Source organism: Cronobacter sp. EKM101R (genome assembly GCF_963888145.1).
Taxonomy (GTDB): Bacteria; Pseudomonadota; Gammaproteobacteria; order Enterobacterales; family Enterobacteriaceae; genus Cronobacter; species Cronobacter turicensis.
Genome location: NZ_CAWPHW010000023.1, coordinates 144,062 through 170,580, shown reverse-complemented (window position 1 = coordinate 170,580; position 26,519 = coordinate 144,062). Strand labels below are relative to the sequence as shown.

Genomic DNA, 26,519 nt, shown 5'->3' with positions numbered 1-26,519 from the left:
ATGTACGCAAACGTGAACGCAATCGATTACGTACATGACAAGAATGTGAAACGCCACATATTTTTGTGAGGCTGGATACTTATAATAGGCAGCACAATTTATGCGGTGGCGGTTAATCCGCCTTGCGCGAAAGCGTTACTCCACCCAGAAATGGGGATTTCCTGAAAACAGTGGCTCTATTATGAAAAAAATTGTTTTAGCTGCCGGTGCAGCCCTGGCGCTCTCCACCTCTTTTACTGCCGGCGCGGCAGAAACCAGCAACAGTGAATTCGTTTCCGACTGGTGGCACCAGAGCGTAAACGTAGTGGGCAGCTACCATACCCGCTTCGGACCAACCATCCGTAACGATACCTATCTGGAATATGAAGCGTTCGCGAAAAAAGACTGGTTTGATTTCTACGGCTACGCGGACGCCCCGGTGTTCTTCGGCGGCAACACCGATGCCAAAGGGATCTGGAACCACGGCTCTCCGCTGTTTGTGGAAATCGAACCGCGTTTCTCTATCGACAAGCTGACCGGCACCAGCCTGGCGTTCGGCCCGTTCAAAGAGTGGTATTTCGCGAATAACTATATCTACGATATGGGCCGCAACTCCTCGGGTCGCCAGAGCACCTGGTATATGGGTCTTGGCACTGATATCGACACCGGCCTGCCGATGAGCCTCTCCATGAACGTTTATGCCAAATACCAGTGGCAAAACTATGGCGCGCAGAACCAGAACGAATGGGACGGCTACCGCTTCAAAGTGAAATACTTCGTGCCTATCACCCAGCTGTGGGGCGGCAACCTGAGCTATATCGGCTTCACCAACTTTGACTGGGGCTCAGACCTCGGCGATAAAGGCGGTTATGCGCTTAATGGCGTGAAAGCGCGCACTAACGACTCCATCGCCTCCAGCCATATCCTGGCGCTGAACTACGATCACTGGCACTACTCCGTGGTCGCGCGTTACTGGCACAACGGCGGTCAGTGGAACGACGATGCTGAACTGGCGTTTACCAACTACAACACCCGCACTACGGGCTGGGGTGGCTACCTTGTAGTAGGTTATAACTTCTAAGCCTTACCCCGGTGAACCTGTGAAAAAGCCAGCCTCTGCTGGCTTTTTTTATGGCCGTTTATGATAGATGGCCTGCTGTTTAGCCCTATGCCATGCGCCTGTTATCACTGCGCTCCCCCATTATCAGGGCGAAAAAAAACCGCAGGCCGAAACCTGCGGTTTTTATTCACTGTAACCCGATGGCGTGATTACGGCAGGAGGGACGGTTGGTCCGCGCCCTCTTTTTCCACCTTCTGCTGCAGCAGGTGTTCACGCTTCATGCCAAGCTTCAGCGCAAGGGCGGAAGCGACATAAATGGACGACGCCGTACCGATAGAGACACCGATAAGCATAGTCAGCGAGAAGCCCTGCAGCATCGCGCCGCCGAACAGGTAAAGCATCAGGATCACGACAAGCGTCGTACCGGAAGTGATCAAGGTCCTTTTCAGCGTCTGGGTCAGCGACACGTTAAAGATTTCGTAAGGCGTGCCGCGGCGGATCTTGCGGAAGTTCTCACGAATACGGTCGGAAACCACGATGCTGTCGTTCAGCGAGTAACCAATAACCGACATCAGCGAGGCGATGATGGTCAGGTCAATTTCGATCTGGAACAGCGACAGCACGCCCATGGTAATGATCACGTCGTGCGCCAGCGCGATAACCACACCAGCCGCCAGACGCCACTCAAAGCGGAACCCAACGTAAACCAGAATGGAAAGCAGCGCGACCAGCAGCGCCATCGCACCCGCCTGGGCGAGATCGGCCCCCACGCTCGGCCCCACGAACTCGATACGTTTCACCGCCGCGTTCTGGCCGGTGGCTTCGTTAATCACCGTCAACACTTTGGTGCCGAGCGCCTGCCCGCCGGTTTCACCCTGCGCAGGCGGCATACGCACCATGATGTCGCGGCTGCTGCCGAAGTTCTGCAGCAGCGGTTCTTCAAAGCCCGCCTTTTCCAGCGACTCGCGCATCAAATCCAGATCCGCCGGTTTTTCCAGGCCAATCTCGATAACCGTACCGCCGGTAAAATCGAGCCCCCAGTTAAACCCGCGCACGCCCATCACCACGATAGAGGCGACAAGCAGCAGCCCCGAAATGGCGAAGGCCCAGTAGTCCCAGCGCATAAAGTCATAGACTTTGCGGCCGTGGTTTAATTGTTCAACAGTATATTCCTGTGCCACAACGCACTCCTCAGATAGACAGCTTGTTGATGCGTTTGCCGCCGTACAACAGGTTTACAATGGCACGGGTACCGACAATAGCGGTGAACATGGAGGTCGCCACGCCGATACCGGTCGTGATAGCAAACCCTTTAATGGCGCCGGTCCCCACTGCGTACAGGATGATGACCTTAATCAGCGTCGTGACGTTGGCATCGAAAATCGAGCTGAACGCCCCACGATAACCTTCATCAATCGCCTGCTGCACCGAACGGCCGTTGCTGAGCTCTTCTTTAATACGCTCGTTTATCAGCACGTTCGCATCCACCGCGACAGCAAGGGTTAACACAATCCCCGCAATACCCGGCATGGTGAGCGTCGCGCCCGGCAGCAGCGACATGATGCCCACAATCAGCACCAGGTTCGCCAGCAGCGCCGTGGTGGCGATAAGACCGAACTTCTTATAGAACAGGATCATGAACAGAATGGAGACCGCGAGGCCCGCCAGACACGCTTCCAGACCCTGAGTGATGTTCTGCATACCCAGCGTCGGACCGATCGTGCGTTCTTCCACAATCTGAATCGGCGCAATCAGCGCGCCCGCACGCAGCAGCAGCGAAAGCTGACGCGCTTCGTTCGGGTTGTCGATGCCGGTAATCACGAAGTTCTGACCGAGGCGCGCCTGAATGGTCGCGACGTTGATCACTTCTTCCTGTTTCATCAGGATGCTGCGGCCGTTAGCGTCTTTCTTACCGCTGTCCTTATATTCCACAAAGAGCGTCGCCATCGGTTTATGGATGTTGTCTTTGGTGAAGTTGGACATGATATTGCCGCCCGAGCTATCGAGCGAAATATTCACCTGCGGCATGTTGTACTGGTCAACGCCGGAGGTGGAATCGGTAATATGGTCGCCGGTCAGGATCACGCGTTTGTACAGCACGACAGGCTGGCCTTCACGGGTCATCTTCACTTCAGAGTCGCCAGGAATACGCCCGGCGGCGGCAGCGGTGCGATCGACATTGCTGTTGACCAGACGGAATTCCAGCGTCGCGGTCGCGCCCAGAATCTCTTTAGCGCGCGCCGTATCCTGAATACCCGGCAATTCGACCACAATGCGGTCAGCGCCCTGACGCTGCACCAGCGGCTCGGCAACGCCCAGCTGGTTCACACGGTTACGCAGAATATTGATGTTCTGCTGAACGGCATATTCGCGCGCTTCGCGCAGACGCTCATCAGACATCACCGCGCGCAGGCTGTTGTCGCCCTGGCTTGAGACAACCATGTCGCGATGGCGAGCCGTCAGATAAGAGACCGCCGCGTCGCGGATATCGCTGTCACGGAACTGAATCGTCACGCCGTAGTTATCGGCTTTACGCACGTTCGTCCAGCTCAGCCCTTTTTCGCGCAGATCGCTGCGCAGGCTGTCCATATTCTGTTCCTGGAGCTTGCTGAGCGCCGTGTCCATATCGACTTCCATCAGGAAGTGAACACCGCCGCGCAGGTCAAGACCCAGCTTCATCGGTTCGGCAGAAATAGCAGTAAGCCAGCGTGGGGTGGCAGGCGCGAGGTTAAGCGCGACGACGAATTGATCGCCCATCGTGCTCATCAGCGCTTCACGAGCACGCAGCTGAGTATCGGTGGAGTCAAAGCGCGCAAGGATAGCGCCCTCTTCCAGAGCCACAGATTTCGCGGAAATTTTTTCTTTTTGTAACGTATTCTGGACCTGGATCAGCGTTTGCTCACTGGCGGCGACGCCGCGCGCGCCAGTGATTTGAACAGCCGGATCCTCACCATACAGGTTGGGAAGTGCATAAAGCAGGCCGACGATAAGTACGGCGACCAGCATGAGGTACTTCCACAAAGGATAACGGTTTAACACGGCAGTTCCCTTTGGGAAAACAATGGATTACAGCGCCTTCATGGTGCCTTTCGGCAGGACGGCTGCGACGAAGTCACGCTTGATAACCACTTCGGTGGTGTCGTTCAGGGCGATAGCAATGTAGCCGTTTTCCGCTACTTTGGTCACGCGACCCACCAGACCACCGTTGGTGAGCACTTCATCGCCTTTGGCGATGGAGCTCATCAGGTTTTTATGTTCTTTGGTGCGCTTCTGCTGCGGACGCAGGATCATGAAATAGAAAATCAGACCGAACACGACCAGCATCAGGATCAGAGACATCGGGCTGCCCTGCGCCGGCGCACCGCCAGCGGCTACCGCGTCAGAAATAAAAAAGCTCATTCAAATTCCCTCATTATTAAATTAATCAACGTTCAACGGTGGCACCGGCCGCCCCTGGCGTTGGTAGAAATCCGCGACGAAGTGCTCTAATTTACCCTCTTCAATAGCCTTGCGTAAACCAGCCATTAAGCGCTGATAGTGGCGAAGGTTATGAATGGTATTAAGCCGCGCGCCCAGTATTTCGTTGCAACGGTCAAGATGATGCAAGTAGGCGCGTGAATAATTGCGACAGGTATAGCAATCACACTCAGGATCAAGCGGCCCCGTATCGCTTTTGTACTTCGCGTTGCGGATTTTCACTACGCCTTCGGTGACGAAAAGATGGCCGTTACGCGCGTTACGCGTTGGCATGACGCAGTCGAACATATCGATGCCGCGACGCACGCCTTCGACCAGGTCTTCCGGCTTGCCCACCCCCATCAGGTAGCGCGGCTTGTCCGCCGGGATCTGCGGGCAGACATGCTCAAGAATGCGGTGCATATCTTCCTTCGGCTCGCCGACAGCCAGGCCGCCGACAGCGTAGCCATCAAAGCCTATCTCTACCAGACCTTTCACGGAGATATCGCGTAAATCTTCGTAAACGCTGCCCTGAATAATACCGAACAGCGCGTTTTTGTTGCCAAGGCTATCAAAGCGGTCACGGCTGCGTTTCGCCCAGCGCAGCGACATCTCCATGGAGCGCTTCGCGTAATCCCAGTCGGCCGGGTACGGGGTGCACTCATCGAAGATCATGACGATGTCAGAACCGAGATCGAACTGGATCTCCATCGATTTTTCGGGGTCGAGGAAGATCGGATCGCCGTTGATCGGGTTGCGGAAATGCACGCCCTGCTCGGTGATTTTGCGAATATCGCCCAGGCTGAAAACCTGGAAGCCGCCGGAATCGGTCAGGATCGGGCCTTTCCACTGCATAAAGTCGTGCAGGTCGCCGTGCAGCTTCATGATCTCCTGGCCTGGACGCAGCCAGAGGTGAAAGGTGTTGCCGAGGATAATCTGCGCGCCGGTGGCTTCTACTTCTTCCGGCGTCATGCCTTTGACGGTGCCGTAAGTGCCCACGGGCATAAAGGCCGGGGTTTCCACAACGCCGCGGTCAAATACCAGGCGGCCGCGGCGTGCGCGGCCATCGATCGTATCAAGTTCGAATTTCACGTTTTTCTCCACATCAGAGAGACAGTCTGATGATTACTGTTACAGGGTAAGGGCGCCCCTTACCCCGGCCCTCTCCGGTTAAAGAGAGAGAAAAGAGCGACAAGCGACCGGTTATTCGCCCGGACGCTCGTTAATGGCCTGCGGATTGTACGTGATGTACATCGCATCGCCGTAACTAAAAAAGCGATACTCCGCTTTTACCGCTTCGCGGTAGGCGTTCATGGTGTGCTTATAGCCCGCGAACGCAGACACCAGCATGATGAGCGTCGATTCCGGCAGGTGGAAGTTGGTCACCAGCGCGTCGATCACCTGGTACTGATAGCCCGGATAGATAAAAATCTGGGTGTCGCCGAAAAACGGCGCGATGAGCGCGTCTTGCGCCGCCTGTGCGGCGCTCTCCAGCGATCGCACCGAGGTGGTGCCCACGGCCACCACTTTATTGCCGCGCGCTTTCGCCGCCAGTACCGCGTCGACCACCTCCTGCGGCACTTCGGCGTATTCAGAGTGCATCACATGCTCTTCGATACTCTCCACGCGTACCGGCTGGAATGTCCCCGCGCCGACGTGCAGCGTCACAAACGCCATCTCAATGCCTTTCGCGCGCAGGCGCTCAAGCAGCGGCTCGTCAAAATGCAGGCCCGCGGTCGGCGCCGCGACGGCGCCCGGTTTCTGGCTGTAGACGGTCTGATAAAGCTCGCGGTCGGCCTCTTCATCCGGGCGTTCAATGTAAGGCGGCAGCGGCATATGGCCGATGCTGTTAAGAATATCCAGCACCGGGCGCTCATCGTTAAACTGCACTTCGAACAGCGCGTCGTGGCGGGCGGTCATCGTGGCGTTTACGCTTTCATCATCGCCCAGCAGGAGTTCAGCGCCCGGCTTCGGCGCTTTAGAGGCGCGGATATGGGCCAGCACGCGATGGTCGTCGAGCATACGCTCCACCAGCACTTCAATCTTGCCGCCGCTCGCCTTGCGGCCAAAGAGGCGCGCCGGGATCACGCGGGTATTGTTAAAGACCAGCAGATCGCCGGGGTTGAGCTTATCGAGCAAATCGGTGAAAGTGCCGTGCGTGAGATCTCCCGTCGGCCCGTCGAGCGACAGCAGGCGACAGGCGCTGCGCTGGGCTTGCGGATAGTGAGCTATCAGGGATTCGGGTAGTTCAAAGGAGAAATCGGTCAAACGCATGGCTGGAACTCTGACATAAAAAACAGGCGGCTAGTCTAGTGCCGGGGCGCGCTCCCTGCAACTGATTAGCCGCTTTATCTCTCTTTAAGGAAAGGATCGTTATGAATTTTCTTGCCCATCTGCATCTGGCGCATCTGGCGCAAAGTTCGCTGCCTGGCAACCTGATGGCGGACTTCGTGCGCGGCAAACCGGACGGGCTCTACCCGGCGGATGTCGTGGCGGGAATTTACATGCACCGGCGCGTGGATGTGCTGACCGATAACCTGCCGGAGGTGCGCGAGGCGCGCGAGTGGTTTCGCCCGGAAACCCGCCGCGTAGCGCCGGTGACGCTGGATGTCATGTGGGATCACTTTCTCTCGCGCCACTGGGCGCAAATCTCGCCTGAGCTCCCGCTGGAGGCGTTCCTTGCACACGCGCATGCGCTGATTTTACCCACGCTGCCCGACGCGCCGGAGCGCTTTGTGAACCTCAATGACTATCTCTGGAGCGAACGCTGGATGGAGCGCTACCGCGAGATGGACTATATCGCCCGCGTGCTCAACGGCATGGCGAGCCGCCGTCCGAAACTCGCGGCCCTGCGCGACTCCTGGGAGGATCTCAACACCCATTACGTCGCGCTGGAGCGCCAGTTCTGGCGCTTTTACCCGCGGATGATGGAAATGGCGCGCGAGCAAACGCTCTGATTACGCCGCTTTCTCACCGCGAATATCGCGCCACAACCGCCAGGCGAGCAGCAGCAGCCCGGCGGCGCCCGCCACCAGCACACCCCAGATAATCCAGGTATACAGCGCGTTGCGCTGCGCGCTGGCGTCTTTGGCCGTCAGCCGCGCGTCGCCGCCGAGCGTCACCGCTTTTACCGTCTGCGCGTAAGGCAACAGCTCAGGATCGTGCGAGTCCGGCACCAGCGTTTGCAGCGCCAGCGCCTGCGCTTTAGCGGCGCCATTGCCCCAGGCGAGCAGGAACGGGCCGCTGCCCTGGGCATTAAACACCAGCGTTTTTTCGTCATGCTCGCCCGTCACTTCCGGGAAGGCGTCGCCAAAGCGCTGATTAATCGCCCGCACGCGCAGCGCGGAAATCAGCTCGCCGTGCAGCGGCAGCGTCACCGCCGGGCGTTCCGGCAGACGATAAATAACGGTACGCGCGAGCGGCTGCCACGCCATGTTATCCGCGCTGCGATAGTCTATCTCCACCGGTACGACGGCGTTCTCAAGCGCCGGGCGCAGCGTCAGCGCATCGAACGGCTGCGGACGCGCCCAGTGATAGATAGCAGTGTCGAATTTCTCTTTAGTGCCGCTGGCGGCAAGCGAAATACGCCGTGGTTGCGGGTGCGGCGCCTGCCACTGCCCGGTGGCGGACGTGAAATCGAGCGGCGCGCTGGCGTTTTTCACTACCACCAGCAGGTATTTCGCGCCAAAGAGCGACAGGCCGTCACTGAAATCCACCGTATTCTGCAACAGCCGCCGATCGCCGGACGTTAAATCCATCAGCGGCGCATCGGCGATGATGGGCTGCCAGTCGCGCAGCGTCTCGCTGGCGAGCACGTCCACGCGGGCCTGCCAGCCGTTTACCTGTTGCGGCCACGCCAGTTGCAGCTGCGTTAGCGCGCGCTCGCGGTTGCTCTCGTCAAGAGGAATCAGCCAGCTGGCGCTGAGTTGCTCAACCGGCGCGTTCTCCATGCGGATCTGCACGCCAGACGGCGACGTCAGCAGCACGGCGCTCTGCCCTTCTTCACTGGTTTTCACCGGCTGCGCGTCAAGCTTATAGACCGTCAGCGGCGCGCGTTGCGGCGCAGGCGCGGGCGGTGTGGTGGTTTCAAGCGCAAACGGCAGGCTTGCGCCCTGCGCATTAAACACGCGGATATCGCGCAGATCCGGCCAGGCGCTCTGCGAATAGACGGCCTCCGGCAGCGGCAGCCGGTACCACGGCGATTGCCCTTCCACCGCAAGCTCCACGCCGCGCGCATAATCCTGCGGGCGCTCGGCGCGCGAGGTATCGTCACTGGCCGCGCACGTGGCGGCGAACGCCCAGGCAAGGGCCACCCATAACTGTTTCATTCTGCCTCTCCCTGACGGGCATTAACCGGCCGCGCCGCTTTCGGCGGCAGCGGTGAGAAATAACCGACAATCAGCACCAGCACCGCGACGCCGATAAACGCCACGGCGCGCGCAAGACCGCCGCCGCCCGCGCTGTCCACCAGCATCAGCTTCACAATCACCACGCCGAGCAGGCCCGCGCCGCAAAACCAGCCCCGACGCGCGCCTTTGCGTGTGGCGCTCACCATCACCAGCAGCGCCAGCAGCATCCAGAGCAGCGCGAACGTGGTCTGGACCAGGCGCGAATCCCACAGCGCGTCGGACTGCCAGGGAATATCGCCCGTCCACGCGAGCGTGCGCAGCACCAGCCCGTTGCCCCACCAGAACAGCAGCGCAAGCCAGGCGAGCGGCGCCCACGGCTGCGCCTGCTTCAATAACGGCGACCAGAAGCGCGTAAGCAACTGCCACCAGTTCAGCGCCGCCAGCAGCGCAAAGCCTGCGCCAAGCTCAAGCGGGTTAATCAACGGCAGATACGGCCAGTCGACCGTCACGCCGTTCATCAGGTTACCCGCGAACAGTAAAAACGCCAGCACCGGCGCGACCGGCAGCAGCCCTGGCCCGCTGTAGAGCGCAGGCCACTGCGCGCACGGCCACCAGCCGCGTCGGATCGCTTCATTCACCAGCAGCACGATACCGGCGCTGACGGCCAGAATAATCCCCGTCTGCCAGGCCTCGTTGCCCCACGGCAGGTCATCGGTAAACCACCAGGTTTCCGCGCCTGCGGCAAGCAGCAGCATCCAGAATAGCGACAGATGCAGCGCCAGCTGGCGGCGCGCCGGCAACGCGCCGGCATCGCGGCGCAGCAGCCAGAGCGCGCACGGCAGCGCCAGACACCAGACAAGACTGTGCCAACCCGCCAGCACCAGCGCGCCGTCGATAATTATCTGTTCAGAAAGCATCAGCGCCATGCCCGGCCACAGCAGCCAGACGGCGCAAGCGAGATCCGGCCACGCCGCTTTGCGCGATGCCGCGCGCCACAGCATGACGGAGAGCGTAAGCAGCGCAAGCGTCAGGGCCAGGCCCTGGGAGATATCCGCGAATGCCCAGCGGGCGGCCTGCAACAGCGCCACCAGCCAGAACGCGATCCCTACGCCAAGATGCGCCCGGCTCACCCGCCGCTGCGGCAGACGCCACAGCCAGCCGCCAGCCAGCCAGCAGAGCGCCAGCACCGCGCTGATAAACGCCGCGTTCAGCAGCGTAATGCCGTCAATCCAGGCATAAACGGCGCTGGCTGCCGCCAGCGTCAGCAGCGCGCTGCCGCTGTAGCTCATCCGCCGCTGGGCCTGCTGCATGCCAAACCACAACAGCCCCAGACCTTCCAGCGCCCAGGCGAGCGCCGTCCAGCGGGCCGATAGCGCCAGCGGGATAGCGAGCGTGACAAACGCGCCGCCGAGCGCCAGCCCGCCCAGCGCCAGGATACGCCCCTCCTGCGGATAGCGACGCAGCGCGGCGCGCGCGAGCAGCAAATAGACCAGCCCGAAGCCGAGCGCCGAAAACGCCGGGCCATACGTCCAGTGGCGGGTAATCGCATACTGCATCCCAAAGCCGACCAGCGGCGGCGCGAACAGCAGCACGCCGTCGACGATTTTCTTGCGCCCCTGCGCGCGCAGCGACAGCGCCACGCAGACCACGCCGAAGAGCAGAATATTAGCGATGAGAAAGAGCTGGCAGCTCAGCCATTCGTCCGGCTGATAGCCGTTTATGCCCCAGACACCCGCCACGCCAAAGGTAAACAGCAGACCGAGCAGGTTGAGTTCACGCCAGTGCTGCCAGACGCTGACGGCGGCAATGCCCACCGACAACAGCAGATAGAACGAAAAGAGCGCGATATGGCTGCCGCCGCCGGTCGAGAGCAGCAGCGGCGCGAGATAGCCGCCGAGGCTCGCCAGCATCGCGAGACTTAACGCGCGTTGCAGCACCGCCAGCGCGACGCTTGCGGCGCACACCACCAGCATCAGGCCGAAGGCCAGCGGCATCGGCAGCATCTGCCAGAGCCGGAACGCGCCGAAAATCGTGATATAGAGCGCGCCCACCGCGCCGCCCTGGAGGATCAGCGCATAAACCGGCGTTTTGTGGCGCAGTCGCCAGCCGAACGCCAGCAGAACCAGCGCCGCGACGCCCGCGCCGGCAACGCGCAGCTCAAGCGGCAGCATGTCGCGCTCAACGCTGTAGCGCAGCAGGAAGGAGATGCCTAAAAAGAGCAGGATGACGCCGATTTTGGCGAGCGGATTGCCTTGCATAAACCAGCGCGTCAGGCTGGTGATAAGCCCGCCTGACGCCGCGGCATGGCGCGGTTCCGGCGCGGGTTCTTCGCGGCGCGGCGCGGGTTCTTCGCGGCGCGGCGCGGCGGCGGGCGCAGGGGCTTTCGCCGCGTTGCGCACGGCCTGCGACCAGACCGGCGGCGCGTCCGCCTGCGGCACCGGTTCAGGCTCAGGCGCTGCCACAGGCTCCGGCGCGATAATCACAGGCGCAGGCTCCGGCGTGGCTACCGGCACGGCTTCTGCGGCAGGCGACGCCGACGCCGCGGCAAGCCGCGCCTCCAGCGTCTCGACCCGATGGCGCAGGCGATGAAGTTCGGTTTCGTTACGCGCGCTGCGTTTTAGCGCCATGATAGCCAGCACGGGCACCACAACCACGCAGAAGAGCGCAATCAGAGCAGCAAATACAAAAATCTCATCCATTGATTTCAGACCCTGCGGCAGAAGTGCGGCTACTTTCCCATATCTGGATGAAAAGCGGTATTCCTTTACCGCGTTTCGTTACGCTTATCGTGAATGCAGGATAAGCGCCGCCCCGGCGGCGAGCTGCAGCGTCCGCCCTTCCAGCGCGCCATCGCCCTCCTCGCGCGTCCAGGCTCTGTCATCAAGCAGCGGGGAGAATGGCAGCGTCACTTCGCAGGCCGCGCCGCGGTTCAGCGCCACCAGCACGCGCTCCTGTTGGAAGACGCGCGCGAACACGATGACATCGCCTTTTGCGTACACCACCTGGCACGCGCCGGAACGCAGCGCCCGGCTGCGGTGGCGCAGGCGCGCGAGCCGCTGATACAGCGCCAGCAGTTCGCCGTCCTGCTGCGCGTTATCCCACGGGAACGGCTGGCGGCAGAACGGATCGTTGCCGCCCTCCACGCCCACTTCATCGCCATAGAAAACGCAGGGCACGCCGGGCCAGCAGAAAAGCCACACCGCCGCCGCCCGCAGGCGCGCCGGGTCGCCTTTGGCGATAGTTTTAAAGCGCGCGGTATCGTGGCTGTCGAGCTGGTTAAACATGCGCAACTGCTGCTGGTGCGAGAGCGCGGCGCGGTACTCCTCCATCCAGCGGGCACAGTCGGCGGCGTCAAGCTGCTGCGGCTCAAGCCCGTGATCCACGCCTGCGAGAAAGCTCCACACCGGCGTCGTAAAACCACGGTAGTTCATGGCCGCATCTTCCACGTCGTTTTGCAGCCACTGGCGCGCATCGCCAAAATGTTCGCCGAAGACAAACGTCTGCGGATTCACCGTCTTGGCCGCGCGGGTGATCCCCTCGACGTGGCGCAGGTTCTCTTTCGCGCCGCCGTTTTCACCGAGCATATGCACCACATCAAGCCGCCAGCCATCGATACTCCAGGGCGCTTTCAGCCAGTACTTCACCACGCTCTCTTCGCCCTGATAGATCTCCTCCACCACGCCGCGCTCGGCGAAATCGAGTTTCGGCAGGCTGTCGTAACCGAGCCAGCAGAACGCATAGCCGTCATCGGTGAAGCTGTACCAGTTGCGCGTCGGCGAATCAGGATGGTGACAGGCGCCGTCCGTGCCGTGATTGTGGCGATCGAACCACGGATGCGTGTCGCCGGTGTGGTTAAAGACGCCGTCCAGAATCAGGCGCATATCCGCCTCGCGCGTTTTTTCACGCAGGCGCAGCAGCGCTTCATCCCCGCCGAACTGCGGATCGACATGGCGGTAATCGGCGGTGTCATACTTATGCACGCTCGGCGCGCTAAAGATGGGGTTGAGGTAGAGCGCCGTGACGCCGAGCTTTTTGAGGTACGGGATTTTTTCAGCGATCCCGTCGAGATCGCCGCCGTAAAACGTTGAGCCGCCTGCCTCTGCGCTTACCGGCTCGTGCCAGTCGCGCAGGATAATGTCGTGCCCCTGAGCGTGGTGATAGTAGATCTTGTCCTGCTGCGCCCCGCGCGGCGTGCTGCGGGCGAAGCGGTCCGGGAAGATCTGGTAGAAGACCTGATCCTGCACCCACTGCGGGCCGTCATCCGGCGCATCGATGGCGAAGAGCGCCAGCCGGGCGGGCGGAAACTCGCTCAGCCCCAGCGGGCTGAACCACTGCTGGCGATCGCCCCATAACAGCTTAAAGCAGTAGCGGCGGCGCGGCTGACCATCGCCGAGCGAAATGCTCGCCTGCCACGCGCTGACCTGCGGATGCGGCGCGGCGGCCAGGCGCTTCATCTCAAATGGCGTTTCTTCGTTATCGCGCTCGTAACGCAGTACGACCTTTTCCGGCAGCGCGTCGCCCGCAAGCCAGAGGGTGATCAGTAATTTCTCCCCCTGCCGGTGAATAAAGGGCGCAACGGGGAGATGCCAGGCATTCAACATACACTTTGATCCTTAATCGACAGAAAACAGGCGCATCTTTCCACACGGGCAACCGCGCGCCTTCCTCATTCTGGATTTTATTGGGGGAGGAGAAGGGAGGCGGAGAAACGACGTTGATCGTAGAGCGAAAATGACATCCCCGCCAGGCGGCGGGGATGGAGGGGAGCGTTACGCGGAAAGACGAGCGTCGCGGCGGCGTTTGAACACCCAGCCCACCAGCAGCAGCGCAATCCACGCAAAACCAACGTAGAGCGAAATGCGGGTATCCGGATGATAGCCAATCAGCGCGATGATAAACGCCAGGAAAATCAGGCCGACGATGGTCGTCGCCACCCCGCCCGGCACCTTGAACTTCAGGGCCTTCACTTCATCCGCGCTCAGGCGGCGGCGGAACGCCACTTGCGAGAGCAGGATCATTATCCAGACCCAGACGGTCGCAAAGGTCGCGAGCGACGCAATCACCAGAAAGACGTTTTCCGGCATGATGTAGTTGAGATAAACCGCCAGCAGCATCGCAAAGCACATCACCACCACCGTCACCCACGGAATGCCGCGGCGCGACGTTTTGGCGAACACTTTCGGCGCACTGCCCTGCTCGGCCATGCCGTGCAGCATACGGCCCACGCCGAACACGTCGCTGTTAATCGCCGACAGCGAGGCTGTCAGCACCACGAAATTCAGAATGCCCGCCGCAACGGTGATCCCCATATGCTGGAACGTCAGAACAAACGGGCTGCCGTTGGTGCCGACTTCATTCCACGGGTAGATGGACATAATCACGAACAGCGTACCCACGTAGAACACCAGAATACGCAGCGGCACGGAGTTAATAGCGCGCGGGATGGAGGTGGCCGGATCTTTGGCCTCACCGGCGGTGATGCCGATAATCTCAATGCCGCCGTAGGCGAACATCACCATTTGCAGCGCCATCACGGTGCCAATCCAGCCGTTCGCGAAGAAGCCGCCGTTACTCCAGAGATTATGGATGCCGGTCGGCTGGCCGCCGTTGCCGATGCCCCAGATGATGATGCCGATACCGGCCGCGATCATGATGATAATGGTGGCGACTTTAAAGAACGAGAACCAGAACTCCAGCTCGCCGAACACTTTCACGCTCATCAGATTAATGGCGCAGATGATAAGCACCACGCTCAGCACCCAGACCCAGTGCGGCACCGTCGGGAACCAGACGCCCATATAGATGCCGAACGCGGTAACGTCGGCGATGGCGACAATCAGAATTTCAAAGCAGTAGGTCCAGCCGGTGATATAGCCTGCGAGCGGGCCGAGGTTATCCTGCGCATAGCGAGAGAAGGAGCTCGCCGCCGGGTTATGCACTGACATCTCGCCGAGCGCGCGCATGATGATATACGCCGCCACGCCGCCAATGATGTAAGCCAGCAGTACGCTCGGGCCCGCCATTTTGATGGCGTCCGCCGAGCCGTAAAACAGGCCGGTGCCAATCGCTGAACCCAGCGCCATAAAGCGGATGTGTCTTGTACTCAATCCGCGCTTGAGCTTGTTCTCGTTTTCCATCTTTCCAGTACCACGTCATACAATAAAAAACCACGGAGCCAGGCCCCGTGGTTCAACAATCAACCGACGATCAGTGAGCGGTAGTTGTGACGCTCCGTCCGGCCGCGCGATCCCAGACCACCGCCGCCACCGTAATCACGATGGTCGGCAGCAGCCAGGCCAGCCCCTGATCCGCCATCGGCAGTTTCTGAGTCCAGGCCGGAAGGATACCGCTTATCGCCGAGGCTTTCACCCCATCAATCAAACCGAACAGCAGACTGATCGCCATCGCCGGGGCGATAACACGGCCTGAATTATGCCACCAGCCGCGGGTAAAGCTCAGTACAACGAGTGCGATACACGGCGGATAGATGGCCGTCAGCACCGGAATAGAGAACTGAATCAGCTGGCTTAAGCCGAGGTTCGACACCACCATGGAGAAGAGACCCAGGATAAACACCAGCGCGCGGTAAGAGAGCGGCAGGTATTGCGCGAAGAACTCGGCGCAGGCGCAGGTCAGGCCCACCGCCGTCACCATGCACGCCAGGAAGATCAGCGCCGCCAGCAGGAAGCTCCCCGCGCCGCCGAAGGTGTGCTGAACATAGGCGTGGAGGATTGCCGCGCCGTTAACGGATTGATCGACCAGCGTCGCGCTGTCAGAGCCCAGACGGAACAGCGCCAGGTAGAGCAGCGTCAGGCCGACGCCCGCCATCAGGCCCGCGAAAATGGTGTAGCGCGTCAGCAGACGGGAATCAGTAACGCCGCGCGAACGGGCCGCGTTGACGATAACAATCCCGAACACCATCGCGCCCAGCGTATCCATCGTCAGATAGCCGTTGACGAAGCCGTTGGAGAACGCCGCTTTCTGATAGGCATCCGTCGCCACGCTGATATCGCCCGCCGGCCAGACAATCGCCGCCACAGACAGCACCACCAGCGCGATGATTTTCAGCGGCGCCAGGAAGTTACCCACAGTATCCAGCAGTTTGCCCGGATAGAGCGACACCAGAATCACCAGCGCGAAGTAGACCAGGCTGTAAATAAGCAGCGGCAGCGCGCCGTCGCCGGTGAGCGGCGCAATGCCCACTTCAAACGACACGGTCGCGGTGCGCGGCGTCGCGAACAGCGGCCCGACGGCCAGATAGCAGACGGTCGCCAGCAGAATACCTGCCACGCGGCCAATCGGATGGCTCAGGCTGTCAACGCCGCCGCCGACTTTCGCCAGCGCCACCACGGTCAGCACAGGCAGACCCACGGCGGTAATAAGAAAGCCGATCGCCGCCGTCCAGACATGCGGACCGGCCTGCAAACCAACCATAGGAGGGAAAATGATATTGCCCGCGCCGACGAACAACGCAAAGGTCATAAACCCCAGTGCGATAATGTCGCGCGATTTTAAGTGATGGGTCATAAGATTTACTGCCTGTGGATGTGGTGTTGAAATTGAATAATTTTTTACCGCCAGTCACCTGACGAAAACGCCGCTATTTCCCGGGCTGACAGCGGGATATGCTTCCCGATTACGCTGGCGAAGAATTGTTTTTCGATTTACCACGCAAAAACAGTCGGTCTGGCAATAGCAGGGGCGCAATTTAAACGCTTATAACGTTTAAAGGCAAGACGGGATCTTAAAACCAGACCTTTATGCCAGATCTAAGTTTCAGGGCAGTGATAAAATCTAAAATCGTAAAAAACCTCCGGCGATTCGCGCGAGCAAAAAAGCGCCAAACGCTGAAAAAAGCGTTCAGAGGCGGCAAAAAAAATGAATAAGGCCAGCTTATGGCTGGCTCTGGAAAGGAAGCTTTACGAATTAAACCGTAGAAACGGCTTTAGCAGGCGTGGCGACAATCAGTCGCTCCGGCAGGAGGAACGAAAACGTGGTGCCTTTGCCAGGCGCGCTTTCTATCTCAAGACGCGCGTCGTGGTGCGTCAGCGCGTGTTTCACAATCGCAAGCCCCAGCCCGCTGCCGCCGGTCTGGCGCGAACGCGCCTTGTCCACCCGGTAGAAACGCTCGGTCAGGCGCGGAATATGCTCCGCAGCAATCCCCGGCCCGGTGTCGGCCACGCTAAAGCGCGCGCCGTTCGCCACATGCTCCCAGCGCACCGTAATGTGCGTCCCGGCGGGCGTATGGTTGACCGCGTTATACACCAGATTTGAAATCGCGCTGCGCAATTGCTCCTCGTTGCCGAGCACTTTAAGCTGCAGGTCCACCTCAAAAGTAAACGTCTGCCTCTGCTGGCTGAGCGTCTGCGCTTCGCGTTCCACCACCCGCAGCATCATCGGCACGTCGATCGTTTCGTTGAGCTGCATCGCGGGCGCCGCCTCGATTTTCGAGAGCGTCAGTAGCTGTTTCACCAGCCCTTCCATGCGGTAAGTCTGCTCGCGCATCGTGTGCAGCGCTTTTTCACGCAGCGGCCCTTCGAGCGTCTGCTCGTGCATCATTTCCAGATAGCCCTGCAACACAGTCAGCGGCGTGCGCAACTCATGGCTGACGTTGGCGAAAAAGTTGCGCCGCGCGCCTTCGAGCTGATGCATTTGCGTGACGTCGCGCGCCACCATCAGCAGTTGATCTTCGCTGTACGGCATGACGCGAAACTCAAGATGACGCCCGTTATTGAGCACCAGATGCAATGGCCGGTTGAACTCCTGGCCGCGCAGATAGCTGGTGAATTCCGGGTAGCGCAGCAGGTTTAAGATGTTCTGGCCGTTATCGTCGGGCCAGCGCAGGCCGAGAAGCTGTTGCGCAAGACCGTTGCACCAGAAGATGACGCCCTCTTCCGTGGTCAGCACCACGGCGTCCGGCAGGGATTCCGCGCCGCTGCGAAAGCGTTTGATAAGATTACCCAATTCGCGACGGCGTTTTTTATTGCGCAACTGCATCTGGTGCAGGCCGTAGAGCAAGGGCTCCCAGCTGCCGCTGCCGGGCGGCGGCGTCATGCTGCGATCCACCCACAGCCACCAGGAGAGCCGCAGCAGATTCCAGAAATGCCAGACCAGCAATCCGGTTACCGCCGCCAGTAAAAACCATGCCAGATAGCCGAATATCGCCCCGAGCACCAGCGCCGGAATACAGCACAGCAATAGCTCCAGCACCAGTCTTTTCCATGACAGCCGTTCCAGCACGCGTCACACTCCTGTTTTGGGTTTAAAAACGGGTTGAGAACCGATAACCCGTACCGCGCACCGTTTGTACCATTCTGTCATGACCGCTGTGTTCCAGCGCCTTGCGCAGGCGGCGGATATGCACATCCACGGTACGATCTTCCACATACACATTGGTGCCCCAGACGTGGTTCAGCAGCTGTTCGCGGCTGTAAACGCGCTCCGGGTGCGTCATAAAGAAGTGTAACAGCTTGAATTCGGTCGGCCCCATATCGAGGGGATTTTCGCCGGTCATCACGCGGTGCGATGACGGATCGAGGCTTAAGCCCTGCATTTCGATGACTTCATCCACCGCCATCGGCGAGATACGGCGCATGACGGCTTTAATACGCGCCACCAGCTCTTTCGGGGAGAACGGTTTGGTAATGTAATCGTCGGCGCCCGTTTCCAGGCCACGTACGCGATCTTCTTCTTCACCGCGCGCGGTCAGCATCACCACCGGGATCTCGCGGGTCAGCGCTTCGCGTTTGATATGTTTAATAAACTGGATCCCCGATCCGCCGGGCAGCATCCAGTCCAGCAGAATCAGATCGGGCCAGGGCTCATTGAGTTGATTCACCGCACTGTCATAATCTTCCGCTTCCACCGGCTGGAAGCCATTTTGTTCCAGTACGAAACACACCATCTCGCGGATAGGTGCTTCATCTTCAACGACCAGAATACGTCTCGCCATGATTCGCCCTGTTAAATAAAGTAAACAGTATGTAATGCGGCGCCATTATGCGTCAGATTTATGACAGATTTATGAAAAAGATGACCGTAAGATGACCTGTTAGCGCGAGCGGTAAAACCCGGCGGCGCGACGAAACAGGACACCCGCCGTACTGGATGTTTATAATCCCCTTCTCGCTTTTTCGCCACAGGGCATCCCATGCGTATTCTGCATACCTCAGACTGGCATCTTGGTCAAAATTTTTACGCCAAAAGCCGCGCCGCCGAACATGAAGCCTTTCTCGACTGGCTGCTGGACGCGGCGGTTGCGCATCAGGTAGATGCGATTATTGTCGCGGGCGACATCTTTGATACCGGCGCGCCGCCCAGCTATGCGCGCGAGCTCTATAACCGCTTTGTCGTCAAACTTCAGGCGGCAAACTGCCCGCTTATCGTGCTTGGCGGCAACCACGATTCGGTGGCGACGCTCAATGAATCCCGCGAGCTGCTGGCCTGCCTGAACACGCAGGTTATCGCGAGCGCGCAGCTCACGCCGGAAAGCCAGGCCACGTTATTGTACCGCCGCGACGGCGAGCCGGGCGCGGTGCTCTGCCCGGTGCCGTTTTTACGCCCGCGCGACGTGCTGCGAAGCCTCAGCGGGCAGTCGGGCCGGGAAAAACAGCAGCAGTTGCTGGAGGCCATCAGCCAGCACTATCAGCAAAGCTATGAGGCCGCCTGCCAGCTTCGCGGCGAGCGTAATCTGCCAATTATCGCGACCGGCCATCTTACCACCGTGGGCGTCACCAAAAGCGACGCGGTGCGCGACATCTATATAGGCACGCTCGACGCCTTTCCGGCGGACCGCTTTCCGCCCGCCGATTATATCGCGCTAGGGCATATTCACCGCGCCCAGAAAGTCGCGGGCTGCGAGCATATCCGCTACAGCGGCTCGCCGATTGCGCTGAGCTTTGATGAAACCGGCAAAGCGAAAAGCGTTTATCTGGTGGAATTCGCCGACGGCAAACTGCGCGACGTCACGGCCCTGCCGGTGCCGGTCAGCCAGCCGCTGGCGGTACTGAAAGGCAGCCTGGAATCCATCACCGCGCAGCTCGAACAATGGCGCGACGCGCCGGACGAGCCCAGAGTGTGGCTCGATATCGAAATCGACACCGGCGAGTTTCTGCATGATATGCACCGCCAGATAAGCCAGCTGACCGAAAGCCTGCCGGTGGAAGTCGTTCTGCTGCGCCGCAGCCGCGAAATGCGCGAGCGCGCGCTCGGCACGCTCAGCACCGAAACGCTCAGCGAACTGGGGGTGGAGGAGGTATTTGAACGCCGCCTGGAGCTGGAAGCCCTGGAGGAGCCGGAGAAAGCGCAGTTGCGCACGCTCTTCGCCCGCACGCTGGAAAGCCTGCACGAGGAGGACGAAGCATGAAAATCTTAACCCTGCGGCTGAAAAACCTGAACTCGCTGAAAGGCGAATGGAAAATCGACTTCACCGCCGAGCCGTTCGCGAGCAACGGGCTGTTCGCCATCACCGGGCCGACCGGCGCGGGTAAAACCACGCTGCTCGACGCCATCTGCCTTGCGCTCTACCACCGCACGCCGCGCCTGAACGCGCTGTCGCAAAGCCAGAATGACCTGATGACGCGTGACACCGCCGAATGCCTGGCGGAGGTGGAGTTTGAAGTCAAAGGCGTCGCCTGGCGCGCGTTCTGGAGCCAGAGCCGCGCGCGCGGCCTGCCGGACGGCAACCTGCAGGCGCCGCGCGTGGAGCTGGCGCGCTGCGAAGACGGCAAAATCGTCGCCGATAAAATCAAAGATAAACTCGACAGAATAGCCGCGCTGACGGGCCTGGATTACGACCGTTTCACCCGCTCCATGATGCTCTCGCAAGGGCAGTTCGCCGCCTTTCTCAATGCCGAGGCCAAAGCCCGCGCCGAACTGCTGGAGGAGCTGACCGGCACCGAAATCTACGGCCAGGTCTCGGCGCGTATTTTCGAACAGCATAAAGAGGCGCGCAGCCAGCTTGAGAAGCTCGAATCCCAGGCGCAGGGCGTGCGGCTGCTGGACGATGCGCAGCGCGAAAGCTTAACCACAGGTTTGCAGGCGCTCACTGACGATGAAAAAACGCTGCTCGCCCGCCAGCGCCAGTTACAGCAAGAACACCTGTGGCTGACGCAGCGCACGGCGCTTGCCAGCGCGCTCGACGCGGCGGGCCATGCGGCGGCGGCGGCGGATCAGGCGCTACAGGCCGCGGCGCCTCAGCTGGCGCGTCTTGAAACGGCGCTACCGGCGGAAAAACTGCGCCCGGCCTGGCTGCGGAGTCAGGAGCTGGAAACCGCCCTTGCCGCCACTGGTCGCCAGCATGAAGAAGTAAGCGTTCGCTTACAGGAAAGCCAGCAGCGCCGCCGGGAGATCCGCCAGGCCGCCGCGCAACAGGCGCAGGCGCAGACGGCAGAACTCACGCAACTCGGCCAGTGGCTGACGGAGCATGACCGCTACCGCCTGTGGAGCAGCGAGCTCGCGGGCTGGCGCGCGGTACTGGCGCAGCAAAAGCGCGATCGCGCGCAGCTGCGCGCGCTGAACGAGACGCTCGACGCCACCCGCCGCAAGCGCGACGCGCTGCCGGACGCCGGGCTGGCGCTCTCACCGGAGGACGCCGCTCAGGCGCTGGCGCAGCTTAACGACCAGCGGCCGCTGCGCCAGAAGCTTTCGACGCTTCAGTCAACTTTCGCGCCGCTGACGCGCCGTAAAGCGCGCCTGCAGGAGACCACCAGCGCCCTGCATACGCAAATTCAGCTCGCCGAACAACAGCTGGCGCAAAAGCGTCAGGATTACAAAACCAAACAGGATGAAGTCACCCGCGCGAAAGCGGTGTGCGAGCTGGAGCAGCGCATCGCGAGCCTCGTTGAAGAGCGCGCGCGACTGCAACCCGGCAGCCCCTGCCCGCTCTGCGGCGCGACCGAACACCCGGCCGTTGAGGCGTACCAGGCGCTGACGCCTGACGCGAGCCGCCTGCGTCTTGCGCAGCTTGAGCAGGAGAAAGAGCAGCTCGGCACCGAAGGCGCGGCGCTGCGCGGCCAGCTCGACGCGCTGATGAAACAGCGCCAGCAGCAGGAAAGCGAAGCGGCAAGCCTGCTGGAAGAGGAGCAAGCGCTCACCTCACAATGGCAGACGCTGTGCGCCGCCGCCGCGCTGGATTATGCGCCGGGCGAGGATCTCACCCCCTGGCTTGACGCGCAGACCCGCCGCGAACAGCAGTTGCATCTGCTGCGCGAGCGCCAGATGCTGGACGCCGCTATTGACGGCGCGCTGCGTCAGATAACCACGCTGGACGCCGCCTGTCAGACTCAGCAGAACGCGCTGCGCGACCAGCTCGACGCCTTCGCCCTGCCCGCGCCGGATGATGACAACCCCGCGCCGTGGTTCGCCGAACGTGAAGAAGAGGCGCGCCGCTGGCAGCAGCACCACGAACGCCAGCAGCGCCTGCGTGAACAGCTTTCCGCCTGTGAAGCGCTATTGACCCTGTTGCCGCAGGAGGGCGACGCGCAGGCGGCATCGTTATCCGCAGACGAACTGCCGCGCGCGGGCCAGGAGATCCATACGCGCTGTTTATCGCTGGAAGCGCAGTGGCAGACGCTCGGCGCGCAGCTTGAGCAGGAGCGCGCACGCTGCCAGAGCGCCCAGCACGATTTCGACGCGGCGCTTACCGCCAGCCCGTTTGTGGATAAAGCGGCATTTGTCGCCGCCCTGCTGGATGAGGCCATCCGCAGTCAGCTCGAAGCGCAAAAACAGCGGCTGGAGCGCGAGCGCGAGACGCAGCAGACGCTGCTTGCCCAAGCGCAGCAGGCGCTGGAGCGCCACCTGAGCGCGCGCCCGGCATTGATGGACGACGCCGCTGACGCCCGTCAGAGCGAGGCCGCGCTGGCGGTTATCACGGAACAACTGCGTGACAACACCACGCGCCAGGGCGAACTGCGCCAGCAGCTGCGCCAGGATGAAGAGAGCCGCACGCAACTTGCCGCCCTTCTCGGGCAGATTGACCAGGCGCGGCGCGAGGCCGATGAATGGGGCCAGCTCAACCATCTGGTCGGCTCGCAGAAAGGCGATAAATTCCGTAAGTTCGCCCAGGGGCTGACGCTGGATAATCTGGTGTGGCTGGCCAATAACCAACTGACGCGCCTGCATGGCCGCTACCTGCTTAAACGCAAACTGAGCGAGGACCTGGAGCTGGAAGTGGTGGACACCTGGCAAGCGGACGCGGTGCGCGACACCCGCACGCTCTCCGGCGGCGAAAGCTTCCTGGTGAGCCTCGCGCTGGCGCTGGCGCTTTCGGATCTGGTGAGCCACAAAACCCGTATCGATTCGCTGTTCCTTGATGAGGGTTTCGGCACGCTGGATGCGCAGACGCTCGATACGGCGCTGGATGCCCTGGACGCGCTGAACGCCAGCGGCAAAACCATCGGCGTCATCAGTCACGTGGAAGCGATGAAAGAGCGTATCCCGGTGCAGATTAAGGTCAGAAAAATTAACGGCCTTGGCGTGAGCCGCCTGGCGCGGGAGTATCAGGTCGATTAAGGCCGATAAAAAAAGGGGCGTTGCGCCCCTTCTTTTTAGATTAACGCACCACGGGCCAGAGCCACGCGGCGCCGCGCACGCCGCTCGAATCGCCATGCACCGCTTTGCGCACCGGCGTTTCGCACTCGCCGCCAAACACCCAGTGTTTCATCAGCGGCGGCACGGTTTTATAGAGCCGGTCGACATTGCTCATGCCCCCGCCCAGCACAATCACGTCCGGGTCGAGAATATTGACGATATGCGCCAGCGATTTCGCAAGCCGCATCTCGTAGCGGCTGAGCGTAAGCTCCGCCAGCGCGTCCTGGGCCTCCACCAGCCGGATGATTTCACTGCCCTTGAGCGGCTGGCCGCTGAGGCGATGATAGTCAGTCGCAAAGCCTGTGCCGGAGATAAAGGTTTCGATACAGCCCTGTTTGCCGCAGTAGCACGGCACGTCTTCACGGTAGCGCAGCTCATCTTCATCCATCCACGGCAGCGGATTATGCCCCCACTCGCCCGCGTTGCCGTTGGCCCCGATATGGCTTGCGCCGCCCAGCGCAATGCCGGAGCCGCAGCCGGTGCCGATAATGACCGCAAAGACCGTCTGCGCGCCTTTCGCCGCGCCATCGACGGCCTCCGACACGGCAAAACAGTTGGCGTCGTTGGCGAGCCGCACCTCGCGCGCCAGCCGCGCGCTGAGATCTTTATCCAGCGCCTGGCCGTTCAGCCATGTTGAGTTGGCATTTTTAACGACGCCCGTATAAGGCGAGAGCGTGCCCGGAATGCCGACGCCCACGGTGCCGCGCTCGCCGGTCTCTTTTTCGGCAAGCTCAACGAGACCGGCTATCGTCTCGATAGTTTGCGGATAGTCGTCACGCGGCGTCGGCACGCGGTGGCGAAAACGCTGCTCGCCGTCGTCGCTGAGCGCAATCACTTCGGTTTTGGTGCCGCCTAAATCGATCCCAATACGCACGTCTGCTTCCTCATATTCAATGACTTACCAGGAGAGTAGATAACCTGTCCGTGAAAGGCAATGAAACGCCGCGGCTGATTCGTTATCATGCCCGCTGCGTTTAACTACCAGGCCGTGGAAATTAACATGCTGTGGTTCAAAAATTTAATGGTTTACCGTTTAAACCGCGACGCCGCGCTGCGTGCGGATGAGATGGAAAAACAGTTAGCTGCGTTTACCTTCACCCCGTGCGGCAGCCAGGATATGGCGAAAACCGGCTGGGTGCCGCCCATGGGCGGCGGCAGCGACGCGCTTACCCACGCCGTTAACGGCCAGATTGTGATTTGCGCGCGCAAAGAAGAGAAAATCCTGCCCGCGCCGGTTATCAAGCAGGCGCTGGAGGCGAAAATCGCCCGTCTGGAGGCCGATCAAGGCCGCAAGCTTAAAAAGACGGAAAAAGATTCGCTGAAAGATGAAGTGCTGCATTCCCTGCTGCCGCGCGCCTTCAGCCGCTTCAGCCAGACCATGATGTGGATTGATACCGCCACGGGTCTTATCGTGGTGGACTGCGCGAGCGCCAAAAAAGCGGAAGATACCCTGGCGCTGCTGCGTAAAAGCCTCGGCTCGCTGCCGGTGGTGCCGCTGACGCTGGAAAACCCGATTGAGCTGACGCTCACCGAATGGGTGCGCGCCAATAACGTGCCGCAGGGTTTTCAGCTGCTGGATGAAGCAGAGCTTAAAGCCATACTGGAAGATGGCGGCGTGATCCGCTGTAAAAAGCAGGAGCTGGTGAGCGACGAAATCGCGGTGCATATCGAAGCGGGTAAAGTGGTCACTAAACTGGCGCTCGACTGGCAGCAGCGCGTGCAGTTTATGCTGTGCGACGACGGCTCGCTGAAACGCCTGAAATTTGCTGATGAGCTGCGCGATCAGAACGACGACATTGCGCGTGAAGATGTGGCGCAACGCTTTGACGCCGATTTCACGCTGATGACGGGCGAACTGGCGGCGCTGATTCAGAACTTAGTGGAAGCGCTGGGCGGAGAAGCCCAACGCTGATGCCTTCGCGTCGCCCCGCCCGGGGCGGCGCGCTTACAGGTAGCGGCAGAGGTATGATGTCGGCTCGGCCACCTGCAAATGAAACTCGCTGTGCCCCGGCACATGGAACACCTGCCCCGCCTCAAACGTTTTCCATTCGGTTTCGCCCGGCAACAGGACATTGAGCGCGCCGCTGACGACGGTCATCTCTTCCGGCTGCGCGGTGCCGAATGTGTATTCCCCTTCCGCCATCACGCCTACGCTCGCCCGGCCCGTACTGCTGCTGGTGAAGCCGATAGATTTCACTTTACCGGAAAAGTATTCGTTACTCTGAAGCATAAGCAGGCCCTTATCGAAAAAATGGTTGGAAAAACAATATAGAGGGCCAGCCTGAGCGCTGTCACGCAAATTGTGCGAGGCGCTCAGATAAGCAGTTCGGAAGCGAGTCGCGCCACCAGGACGTTACTGAGCAGCACCGGCACATCGAGCGCCTTTTGCAGCAGATCGCGGTGTTTTTGATGAAAGCCAAGGCAGTCGAGCAGAAGAACATCCGCCCCGCGGGTCAGCAGATCGCGCCCGGCGCCGACCAGCTCGTCTTCGGTGCCGTAAAACGGATTGGCGAGTGAGTAAAGCGGCGGGTTTTCGAGCACCTGCCATTTCCGGGTCTGTGTCGCCATCAGCTCCGGAACAGGGACTATAACCCCCACCTGATGCCCGTCGACAATCGACGAGACCAGCGGTGGAATAATACGATCCGGCTCCAGCAGAATGGCGTTGCGCGCACGCAGACCGCTGAAGCGCTGCGTACTCATCAGTAAAATCACGTCATAGCCCTGGTTATCCAGCACTTCGATAACGCTTTGCAGCGCCCTTTCGGTTTTGGCTTTTGAGACCGTCGCTTTTTCACCGTCGGACAGCATGGCGATGAGCGTCTCTTCCTGGCCCGTTGCGCCATAATCTTCCATCGCCTCGGCGCGCGACAGTTTCCCCATCAGGCTGATATGGGTAATTTGCTGCTCATCAATATGTTCGGTTAACAACGGCAGTACCTCGCTGACAGGTACCACGCCGAGGGTAAGTATGGCCAGAGTCGCACGCATGTTAATCGCCTTGGTTTACAGCCTCTCAAAGAGTTAACGACACTTTCCGCTGAATACTTGAGCGAAAACGAAAGATGAATCAAAAAGCGTAGCAG

General features: G+C 60.5%; 20 protein-coding genes. 5 read left to right on the top strand and 15 right to left on the bottom strand.

Annotation, left to right across the window (positions count from 1 at the left end; genetic code table 11):
* Positions 1-181 precede the first annotated feature (181 nt).
* A complete protein-coding gene (locus AACV31_RS13395; RefSeq protein WP_105538571.1) occupies positions 182-1,060 on the top strand; it encodes a nucleoside-specific channel-forming protein Tsx in 879 nt (292 codons plus the stop codon).
* Positions 1,061-1,248: 188 nt separating this feature from the next.
* On the opposite strand, the gene secF is transcribed toward AACV31_RS13395, so the two are convergent.
* The 5 genes from secF to queA all read right to left on the bottom strand — a co-directional run bounded on the left by secF (position 1,249) and on the right by queA (position 6,769).
* Entirely contained in the window at positions 1,249-2,220 is a 972-nt protein-coding gene (secF, locus tag AACV31_RS13390) for a protein translocase subunit SecF (protein WP_075197563.1), read from the bottom strand.
* 10 nt (positions 2,221-2,230) lie between these two features.
* On the bottom strand, positions 2,231-4,078 hold the full coding sequence (secD, locus tag AACV31_RS13385; RefSeq protein ID WP_075197562.1) for a protein translocase subunit SecD: 1,848 nt from the start codon (positions 4,076-4,078) through the stop codon (positions 2,231-2,233).
* Positions 4,079-4,105: 27 nt separating this feature from the next.
* A complete protein-coding gene (yajC, locus tag AACV31_RS13380) occupies positions 4,106-4,438 on the bottom strand; it encodes a preprotein translocase subunit YajC (RefSeq protein ID WP_007720388.1) in 333 nt (110 codons plus the stop codon).
* Between the two features lie 21 nt (positions 4,439-4,459).
* Positions 4,460-5,587 (bottom strand): tRNA guanosine(34) transglycosylase Tgt, encoded by a 1,128-nt coding sequence (gene tgt / locus AACV31_RS13375; protein ID WP_165153153.1) that lies wholly within the window; start codon positions 5,585-5,587, stop codon positions 4,460-4,462.
* Between the two features lie 111 nt (positions 5,588-5,698).
* Positions 5,699-6,769 carry a tRNA preQ1(34) S-adenosylmethionine ribosyltransferase-isomerase QueA gene (gene queA / locus AACV31_RS13370; RefSeq protein WP_075197561.1) on the bottom strand — a complete coding sequence of 357 codons (1,071 nt, stop codon included), beginning with the start codon at positions 6,767-6,769 and terminating at the stop codon, positions 5,699-5,701.
* A 101-nt stretch (positions 6,770-6,870) separates the two neighbouring features.
* On the opposite strand from queA, the gene acpH reads away from it, so the two are divergent.
* Complete coding sequence (gene acpH / locus AACV31_RS13365) at positions 6,871-7,452, top strand: ACP phosphodiesterase (RefSeq protein WP_165153151.1); 582 nt, start codon at positions 6,871-6,873, stop codon at positions 7,450-7,452.
* Here the strand turns inward: acpH and AACV31_RS13360 are convergent, their stop codons facing one another.
* From AACV31_RS13360 to phoB, 7 genes are all read right to left on the bottom strand, one after another.
* On the bottom strand, positions 7,453-8,823 hold the full coding sequence (locus AACV31_RS13360) for a DUF3999 family protein (RefSeq protein WP_165153149.1): 1,371 nt from the start codon (positions 8,821-8,823) through the stop codon (positions 7,453-7,455).
* Positions 8,820-11,543: a DUF2339 domain-containing protein gene (locus tag AACV31_RS13355; RefSeq protein WP_165153147.1), complete on the bottom strand. Its 2,724-nt coding sequence runs from the start codon at positions 11,541-11,543 to the stop codon at positions 8,820-8,822. Before AACV31_RS13355 ends, AACV31_RS13360 begins: the two co-directional genes overlap by 4 nt.
* Before the next feature lie 84 nt (positions 11,544-11,627).
* Positions 11,628-13,445 carry a maltodextrin glucosidase gene (gene malZ, locus AACV31_RS13350; protein ID WP_165153145.1) on the bottom strand — a complete coding sequence of 606 codons (1,818 nt, stop codon included), beginning with the start codon at positions 13,443-13,445 and terminating at the stop codon, positions 11,628-11,630.
* Positions 13,446-13,613: 168 nt separating this feature from the next.
* Positions 13,614-14,981 carry a proline-specific permease ProY gene (proY, locus tag AACV31_RS13345; protein ID WP_007765310.1) on the bottom strand — a complete coding sequence of 456 codons (1,368 nt, stop codon included), beginning with the start codon at positions 14,979-14,981 and terminating at the stop codon, positions 13,614-13,616.
* A gap of 70 nt (positions 14,982-15,051) precedes the next feature.
* Positions 15,052-16,371 (bottom strand): branched-chain amino acid transporter carrier protein BrnQ, encoded by a 1,320-nt coding sequence (gene brnQ / locus AACV31_RS13340; protein ID WP_165153143.1) that lies wholly within the window; start codon positions 16,369-16,371, stop codon positions 15,052-15,054.
* Positions 16,372-16,770: 399 nt separating this feature from the next.
* A complete protein-coding gene (gene phoR / locus AACV31_RS13335) occupies positions 16,771-18,084 on the bottom strand; it encodes a phosphate regulon sensor histidine kinase PhoR (RefSeq protein WP_165153141.1) in 1,314 nt (437 codons plus the stop codon).
* Positions 18,085-18,106: 22 nt separating this feature from the next.
* Positions 18,107-18,796 carry a phosphate response regulator transcription factor PhoB gene (gene phoB / locus AACV31_RS13330; protein ID WP_007720408.1) on the bottom strand — a complete coding sequence of 230 codons (690 nt, stop codon included), beginning with the start codon at positions 18,794-18,796 and terminating at the stop codon, positions 18,107-18,109.
* A gap of 198 nt (positions 18,797-18,994) precedes the next feature.
* Between phoB and sbcD the strand changes: the two genes are divergently transcribed.
* Entirely contained in the window at positions 18,995-20,209 is a 1,215-nt protein-coding gene (sbcD, locus tag AACV31_RS13325; protein WP_165153139.1) for an exonuclease subunit SbcD, read from the top strand.
* Positions 20,206-23,355, top strand: a complete 3,150-nt coding sequence (gene sbcC / locus AACV31_RS13320) for an exonuclease subunit SbcC (protein WP_165153137.1) — start codon at positions 20,206-20,208, stop codon at positions 23,353-23,355. The genes sbcD and sbcC overlap by 4 nt, the downstream gene beginning before the upstream one ends.
* A gap of 40 nt (positions 23,356-23,395) precedes the next feature.
* Here the strand turns inward: sbcC and mak are convergent, their stop codons facing one another.
* Positions 23,396-24,307: a fructokinase gene (gene mak, locus AACV31_RS13315; protein WP_012815505.1), complete on the bottom strand. Its 912-nt coding sequence runs from the start codon at positions 24,305-24,307 to the stop codon at positions 23,396-23,398.
* 126 nt (positions 24,308-24,433) lie between these two features.
* Here mak and rdgC point away from each other — a divergent pair, with 126 nt between their 5' ends.
* Entirely contained in the window at positions 24,434-25,345 is a 912-nt protein-coding gene (gene rdgC, locus AACV31_RS13310; protein WP_075197582.1) for a recombination-associated protein RdgC, read from the top strand.
* A gap of 33 nt (positions 25,346-25,378) precedes the next feature.
* Here rdgC and ppnP read toward each other — a convergent pair whose 3' ends face one another.
* Both ppnP and AACV31_RS13300 read right to left on the bottom strand, forming a co-directional pair.
* Positions 25,379-25,663 (bottom strand): pyrimidine/purine nucleoside phosphorylase, encoded by a 285-nt coding sequence (gene ppnP / locus AACV31_RS13305; RefSeq protein ID WP_007764979.1) that lies wholly within the window; start codon positions 25,661-25,663, stop codon positions 25,379-25,381.
* Between the two features lie 83 nt (positions 25,664-25,746).
* On the bottom strand, positions 25,747-26,424 hold the full coding sequence (locus AACV31_RS13300) for an AroM family protein (RefSeq protein WP_165153136.1): 678 nt from the start codon (positions 26,422-26,424) through the stop codon (positions 25,747-25,749).
* Between the last annotated feature and the right edge of the window lie 95 nt (positions 26,425-26,519).